Source organism: Gammaproteobacteria bacterium (assembly GCA_022340215.1).
In the GTDB taxonomy this organism is placed as follows: Bacteria; Pseudomonadota; Gammaproteobacteria; order JAJDOJ01; family JAJDOJ01; genus JAJDOJ01.
In genome coordinates, this window is record JAJDOJ010000062.1 from 20,251 (window position 1) to 27,399 (window position 7,149).

5 protein-coding genes are annotated in these 7,149 nt (G+C 63.9%); 3 read left to right on the forward strand and 2 right to left on the reverse strand.

From position 1 onward, the window contains the following. The first annotated feature begins 111 nt into the window (after positions 1 to 111). The gene (locus LJE91_04730; GenBank protein MCG6868045.1) at positions 112 to 2,946 is read left to right on the forward strand and encodes an EAL domain-containing protein; all 2,835 of its coding nucleotides are present in this window, start codon (positions 112 to 114) and stop codon (positions 2,944 to 2,946) included. A gap of 30 nt (positions 2,947 to 2,976) precedes the next feature. On the opposite strand, the gene LJE91_04735 is transcribed toward LJE91_04730, so the two are convergent. Next, a complete protein-coding gene (locus tag LJE91_04735) occupies positions 2,977 to 4,989 on the reverse strand; it encodes a UvrD-helicase domain-containing protein (GenBank protein ID MCG6868046.1) in 2,013 nt (670 codons plus the stop codon). Positions 4,990 to 5,138: 149 nt separating this feature from the next. Between LJE91_04735 and ampD the strand changes: the two genes are divergently transcribed. Further along, positions 5,139 to 5,714 (forward strand): 1,6-anhydro-N-acetylmuramyl-L-alanine amidase AmpD, encoded by a 576-nt coding sequence (gene ampD / locus LJE91_04740; protein MCG6868047.1) that lies wholly within the window; start codon positions 5,139 to 5,141, stop codon positions 5,712 to 5,714. A gap of 284 nt (positions 5,715 to 5,998) precedes the next feature. On the opposite strand, the gene LJE91_04745 is transcribed toward ampD, so the two are convergent. Further along, entirely contained in the window at positions 5,999 to 6,712 is a 714-nt protein-coding gene (locus LJE91_04745; GenBank protein MCG6868048.1) for an arginyltransferase, read from the reverse strand. A gap of 135 nt (positions 6,713 to 6,847) precedes the next feature. Here LJE91_04745 and LJE91_04750 point away from each other — a divergent pair. After that, positions 6,848 to 7,149 (forward strand): homocysteine S-methyltransferase family protein (locus LJE91_04750; protein MCG6868049.1); only part of this gene is annotated, 302 nt, incomplete at its 3' end.

A 7,149-nucleotide genomic window follows, 5' to 3' on the forward strand; every position in this document is an offset into this window, starting at 1 on the left:
AGGCGCAGTCCGAACGCCTTTGTTGTAGGGGGAAGCCTCGCCAAAAGCGAGGCTTCCTTTTTTTTGGGTTAATATTCGCTGGATGGGGTCCTTCCCGCGTCTCGAAACCCAATGCTGACAAATTCCCTGTTACCCATTGACGGGGGTGCCAAGAGGCCCTCCCTGAGCGCGGCCGGCATGCGGGCCGTGGACAGGGAGCGCATGGAGCTTCTGTGCAGCCAGGGCGCCACGGCAATGGTGATCGGCCTGATGGTCGTCATGGTCTTGGCGGCAGCGCTGCGGGGCGTGGTCGACACCGCGTGGATGGCTGCGTGGATCGCCGCGCACGTGATCCTCACCCTCGCGCGCCTTACGATGATAGCCCGGTTCAGACGCCGTGAGGAGACCGGGCTGGAGAACCTCAGGCACTGGGTCTACGCCTACCTCGCCGGTGCCGCGCTCGCCGGGCTGCTGTGGGCGTCGGTCGGTCTGGTGCTGGACCCGCAATGGCCAGAACTCAAGCTGGTCATGATGTACGTCGTGCTCACCGGGATCATGGCCGGCGCGATTGCGTCCAACGCCGTGATCTATCCCGTGTTCCTGGCCTTCTCGCTGCCGATCATCGGGGTCATCGCGGGCTGGCCCCTCGTTCAGGGATCGTATGAGCACACCGTTTTCGGGCTCGTCGTCGCCCTGCTGTCCGGCTTCTACCTGGTCGTGGCCTACCGGTACAACCGGGCCATCCGGGCGCTCATCATGATTCGTTTGCGGAACAAGGACCTCGCCGAGACCCTCGGCAAGCGCAATGAGGAGATCCGAGCGGAGATGCTCGAGCGCAAGCGGGCCGAGAGCGTGCTGCGTCGCGAGCGGCAGTTGTTTCTCGGCGGGCCGGTGGTGGCGTTTCGCTGCAGGGCCAGCGACGGGTGGCCCATCGAGTCCATCAGCCCCAACGTCATCCAGTTCGGACTCAGTTTCGAGACCCTCGTCGAGGAGGCGGTCACCCTGCAGGAACTGATCCATCCCGATGATCGTGGTCCGGTGGCCCGGACGATGACCCGGGCGTTTGCACGCAGCGGGGGGCCGTTCAGCGAGGTGGACTATCGCCTCTCGCTGGAGAACGGGAAGGAATACTGGGTCCATTGTTATTACGTGCCACAGTTTGACGGGACCGGTGACGTCTCCCATTTCGACGGGTATCTGCTGGATATCACCGGTGTCAAGGAAACCGAGCAGGCCCTTGCCAGGGAGAAGGAACGCGCCCAGGTGACGCTGCATTCGATCGGTGACGCCGTCCTCACGACGGATCCGAACGGCTCCGTCGTGAGTATGAATCCGGTCGCCGAGGACCTCACCGGCTGGAATCAGGCGGACGCACGTTCCCGGCCGGTCGGCCTGATCTACCAGGTCAGCGACGAGAGCAGCGGTGCCGCGATCGACAACCCCCTTGAGAGCTGCCTCACGCCCGAGGGTCCATGGATCAAGAGCAGCCACCTGGTCCTGCACAGAAAGGATGGCGGGTCCCTGCCGATCCGGCAGACCGTGGCGGCGATCCGGCCGGACCAGGATAAGGAACCCGTGGGCGCGACGATCGTGTTTCACGACATGTCCGAGACCCGCTCCATGGCCAGGCAACTGGAGTACCACGCGAGTCACGATGCATTGACCGGACTGATCAACCGGCGCGAGTTCGAGTTGCGTCTCGACCACGGGTTGCTGACGGCTCGGGAGGAGTACAAGCAACACATCTGCATGTACCTCGATCTCGATCAGTTCAAGATCGTCAATGACACCTGCGGTCACGTCGCCGGCGACGAACTCCTGAGACAGCTATCCGGTATGTTGCAGGGACAGCTTCGCGGGTCCGACACCCTGGCGCGCCTGGGCGGTGACGAGTTCGGGGTGCTGCTCGAGGGCTGCTCGCTGGAAGAGGGGAGTCGGATCGCCAACAAGATCCGCGCCCTGGTCAGGGAACATCGGTTCGTGTGGGAGGACAGGACCTTCGAGATCGGCGTCAGTATCGGTATCGTGTCCATCGACGAGCAGAGTATCGATATTGCCACGGTGCTGAGCCAGGCGGACGTGGCGTGCTATGCGGCGAAAGACATGGGTCGGAACCGGATCCACGTCTACGAGGAGAGCGACGAGGAGATGTCCCGTCGCCACGACGAGATCAAGCGGGTCTCGCAGATCACGAGGGCGCTGGAGGAGGACCGCCTGGAACTCTATTTTCAGGAGATCCGACCGCTGGGACACGCCCCTAGCGCAGGCCTGCACATCGAGATACTGGTGCGCATGCTCGACGAGAACGGCGGTCTGATCCGGCCGGACGACTTTCTTCCGGCCGCCGAGCGATACAACCTGATGCCCGCGGTCGACCGCTGGGTCGTGCGGACGACCTTCGAGTGGTACCACCGGCACGCCATGGGGATGAACGCACAATGTGTCATCAACCTCTCGGGGACGACCCTGAGCGACAAGGAATTCCTGGCGTTCGTGCGCGCGCAGTTCCGCGAGAAGAAGATCCCTCCGCCGTCGATCTGTTTCGAGATCACCGAGACGGCCGCGATCGCCAACCTGAGCACGGCCACGGAGTTCATGGCGCAGCTCAAGGAGTTTGGCTGCAAATTTTCGCTGGACGACTTCGGCAGCGGACTGAGTTCGTTCGCCTACCTTAAGTCCTTGCCGGTAGACTACCTGAAGATCGACGGGGGTTTCGTGCGGGATATGCTGACCGACCCCGTCGATCTGACGATGGTCTCGGCGATCAATGAGGTGGGCCAGTCGATGGGATTGCGGACCATCGCCGAATATGCCGAAAGCGAGGGCATCGTCCGGGAACTGAGACGTCTGGCGGTGGACTATGCGCAGGGCTACGGGGTGGCCAAACCGAAGCCCCTGCGCCTGCTGAAGCTGAACTCCGGGCGCAAGCGGCCCGGTCGCTTCGGCGCCAGAGGATATCGCAAGTAGTACCGGTGCCCGCCTGCCAGCAGGCGCCGCTCACATCCCCAGCATCTCCTTCAGATTGGCAAGGTGGGCCTTTGCGGCTTCCCTGGCCTCGGCGCTGTCGGGCGACGACGGGCGGCGTTCCCAATTCAGGTGGGATTCCGGAAGTTCGGATAGGAATCGGCTCGGTTCGCTTTCGACCCGCTCGCCCTGCCTGGAACGCGCCGCCGCCCAGGTCAAGGTCAGGTTCTTTCGGGCACGCGTGATGCCCACGTACGCCAGTCTTCGTTCTTCTTCCAATCCGGCTCCTTCCAGATTGCCGTGGTGGGGCAGCAGGTTTTCTTCCATCCCGGCGAGCCATACGTGGGGAAACTCGAGCCCCTTGGCGGCATGCAGCGTCATGAGCTGCACCGCATCCCGCTCCTTTCCATCGTCGTTGCGGTCGAGCAGATCCATCAATGCCACGTGGGACACCAACCCCTCCAGGGTGGCCGTTTCCGGATCCCGCCGCACGATCCGTTGCAGCCATTCCAGCAGCTCCGCGACGTTCGCGCAACGGCTTTCCGCCGCTGCAGTGCTGGCCGAGGTGTCCCTCAGCCAGTCCAGGTAGCCGAGTCGATCCACCACGTCCCGGGCGACGCGCGAGGGATCCCTGCCGGAGGCCTGCCGCGCGGACTCGGTGACCCAGTCGGCGAAGCGCGAGAGGCGTGTCCGGGCCTGTTCCGGAAGGCTGTTTGCCAGTCCCACTTCGCTGCAGGCGTCGAGTATCGAGACACCTCGTTCCCCGGCATAGTGTGCCGTCTTCTCCAGCGTCGACGCGCCGATTTGTCGCCTCGGTATATTGACGACGCGCAGAAATGCCGGGGTGTCGTCTGGATTGGCGAGCAGCCTGAGGTAGGCAAGGATGTCCTTGATCTCGGTGCGCTCGAAGAACGAGGTGCCGCCGCTGACCCGGTAGGGGACGTTGCTCTCCCGCAGGGCCCGTTCCAGTGGGCGGGATTGATAATTGCCCCGATAGAGCACGGCGTAGTCGCGATATCGGTCCCGGTGACGGAATTTCAGGCGGATGATGTCCGAGACGATCCGGTTGGCCTCGTGGTCGGGGTCCCTGCACGTCAGGACCCGCAACGGGTCGCCCGGTCCCTGGTCGCTCCAGAGCCGTTTAGCGAACAGATGCGGATTCGCCGCGATGAGACAGTTCGCGGATTGCAGGATTCGGTCGGTCGACCGGTAGTTCTGCTCCAGCTTTACCACAGCCAGCGACGGGAAATCCCGGCTCAGGTGGGCGAGATTCTCCGGTCGCGCACCCCTCCAGGCGTAGATGGACTGGTCATCGTCACCGACCACGGTCAGGCCGTTCCCCCGGCCGACGAGCAGGCGCATCAATTCATATTGTGAACCGTTCGTGTCCTGATACTCGTCGATCAGTAGGTGCCTCACCCGCCCCTGCCAGCGTTCCCGTACGGCATCGTCCCGGTTGAGGATCTCGGCGGGCAGGTTGACGAGATCGTCGAAATCGACCGCGTTGTATGCCCTGAGCTGGCGCTGGTAGCGCGCGTAGAGCCGGGCGTGCAGGGCGGTGATCTCGTCTTCGGCACTTCCCGCGGCGGCCTCCGGGGAGACCGACGCGTTCTTCCACGCGCCGATGGCGGAGCGTGCTGCCGCGACGGCGCCGGCATCGGCGCGGGTTTCAATCAGCTCCCCCATAAGGTTCTCGCTGTCCCGGGCGTCGAGGATGGAGATGCCGGGGCGCAAGCCCGAAGCTGACGACTCGCTGTGCAGAAACGCGAGACCGAAGGCATGAAAGGTGGATACCGTCAGGCCGCGTGTCCGCTCGCGCCCGAGCAGTTGCATCACCCGATCACGCATCTGCCTGGCGGCCTTGTTGGTGAACGTGACGGCGAACACGGAACCGGGTCTGAAGCCGCATTCCTGGATCAGCCACGCGATCTTGCGTGTGATGACGCGCGTCTTTCCGCTACCCGCGCCGGCCAGGACCAGCAGGGGCGTGCCGAGATGCGTGACCGCTTCTCGCTGGCGGGGATTGAGTGCGTCGTCGGTTCGCATGGGGCCGCGTATTGTAACCAGTCCGCGTCATCGATGTACTCGCATGGCGCGGCCGATCTGGCATAAGATGGTGGTCGTGGGGCGACTCTCCCCATGGAAGTCCGCGCCGTGACGCTGAATCCTTCTCAGCTCCAGGGAAAGAACATCAGGTGTATGTCGATCCAGAAAGGGGGCTGCTCGATGTGGCCCGCCAGGTTGCATCCCCGAATTGTGACGAGCGGCCGTCCGGCTCGGTCCCGGAGCTGATCGTCGTTCACAATATCAGCCTGCCGCCGGGAGAGTTTGGCGGGTTCTGGATCGAGTCGCTGTTCACCAACGCACTCGACCCGGACAGGCATCCGTACTTCGCCGGCATCGCCGGACTGCGGGTGTCCGCCCACCTGTTCCTCGATCGCGGCGGAAACCCGATCCAGTTCGTGCCGTTTCATCGGCGCGCCTGGCATGCCGGGGTGTCGTCCTACTGTGGTCGGGAGGCCTGCAACGACTTTTCGATCGGTATCGAACTGGAGGGCGCCGACGATGCGCCGTTCGACCCGCGGCAGTATGCGTCCCTGGCAGCAGCCATCCAGGCACTGCTGCGCGCCTATCCGACACTGGACCGCGATCGGATCCGGGGACACGAGCACATCGCCCCCGGCAGGAAGACCGATCCCGGTCCGTGGTTCGACTGGTCCTGGTTCCGGATGATGCTCGAGGCCAAAGATCCGCAGGGGAGATCGGGTTAGCGCCAATGGTAGGTAGACTGGGCGCCTTCAAATTCCACGCAGTTCCGCGATGAAAGCGCCATTCTGCCTAGCCCGAGGCCGTTTCGCGTGCCAGTTCGAAGAGAAGGGCATCGGGGTCCGTCAGGACCTCTACGGGTAGGTCGAGGCTGCCAAGAGCCGCCGCGATCCGTTTCGCCTGCGGGCCGAAGACCGGATACATGGTATCGGGTCCCGCCGGGGCGGGGAGTATGCCACAGCCGGTTCCGCACCGAAGCCATTCCCTCCTGCCGGGGACCCCGTGAGTGTCACCTGGGTTCGATGCGCCGCCAGCGGTTGTCCCGAAATCCCTCGATGGGTCGGAATCGCCGCTTGTAGTCCATCTTGTCGTGACCGGGAATCCAGTATCCGAGGTATGCCCATGGTTGTCCCCCGCGCCTGGCCTGCTCGATCTGCCAGAGTATGGCCAGGGTGCCGATGCCGCGCCTTGACTCGGCCGGGTCGAACCAGGTGTAGACCGCCGAAATCCCGCGCGGAACCAGGTCGCATGCAGCGACACCGGCCAGGTGTTCCCCGTCGCGGAATTCTACAAGCAGGGTTTCGGCCCAGTCGCAGAACAGGTATCTGCGATAGTCTTGCGGTGACGGGTTGTCCATGCTGCCCCCCGGATGCCGGGAGCGCTGGTAGATGCGGTACAGTGAAAAGTGCTCGTCTTCAAAGCGGGCGGCCTTTGGGATTACCGTCAACCCGGCGTTGAGCCGAAGGTTTCTCCGCTGGCTGCGGGAGGGGACGAATTCGTTGACCGGGACGCGTGTCGGGACGCAGGCGTCACAGCCGGCGCAGCGGGGCCGGTAGACATGGTCGCCGCTGCGCCGGAAGCCGAAGTCGAGCAACTCTCCGTAGAGCCGTGGCGTCAACCTTGCTGCGGGGTCCACGACGATATTCGACGCCTCGCGTTCGGTGTAATAACCGCATTCGAACCCGGGTGTCTGGAAGAACCTCATCGAGCCGGCCCCGCTCATCGCCAGGCCCGGCCGTTCGGGTGCGCCTGAGACTTTTCAGACACCCTGTTAGAATTCCTCGGCACCCTGCGGGTGGGCGGCTCAATCGCAAGACTCAGGACGGAATCCATCGTGCACCTCAACCATTCAACCGATCTGCTCACGGCGGCCCTTGCCGAGCGAATTCTCGTGCTCGATGGCGCCATGGGAACCATGATCCAGCGCTACCGGCTCGAGGAGGCGGATTTCCGCGGCGAGCGGTTCGCAGACTGGCCCTGTGACCTCAAGGGTAACAACGACCTGCTGGTTCTGACGCGCCCCGACGTCATTCGGGAGATCCATGCCGCGTATCTTAGCGCCGGCGCCGATATTCTGGAGACCAACACCTTCAATGCCAATCGGGTCTCCATGGCCGACTACTCGATGGAGGACCTGTCCCGCGAGTTGAATGTCGCCGC

Bases quoted from the DNA above. Each gene is read 5' to 3' on its own strand.
- LJE91_04730 (MCG6868045.1), top strand. From the start codon at position 112: ATGCTGACAAATTCCCTGTTACCCATTGACGGGGGTGCCAAGAGGCCC.
- LJE91_04735 (MCG6868046.1), bottom strand. From the start codon at position 4,989: ATGCGAACCGACGACGCACTCAATCCCCGCCAGCGAGAAGCGGTCACG.
- LJE91_04745 (MCG6868048.1), bottom strand. From the start codon at position 6,712: ATGAGCGGGGCCGGCTCGATGAGGTTCTTCCAGACACCCGGGTTCGAA.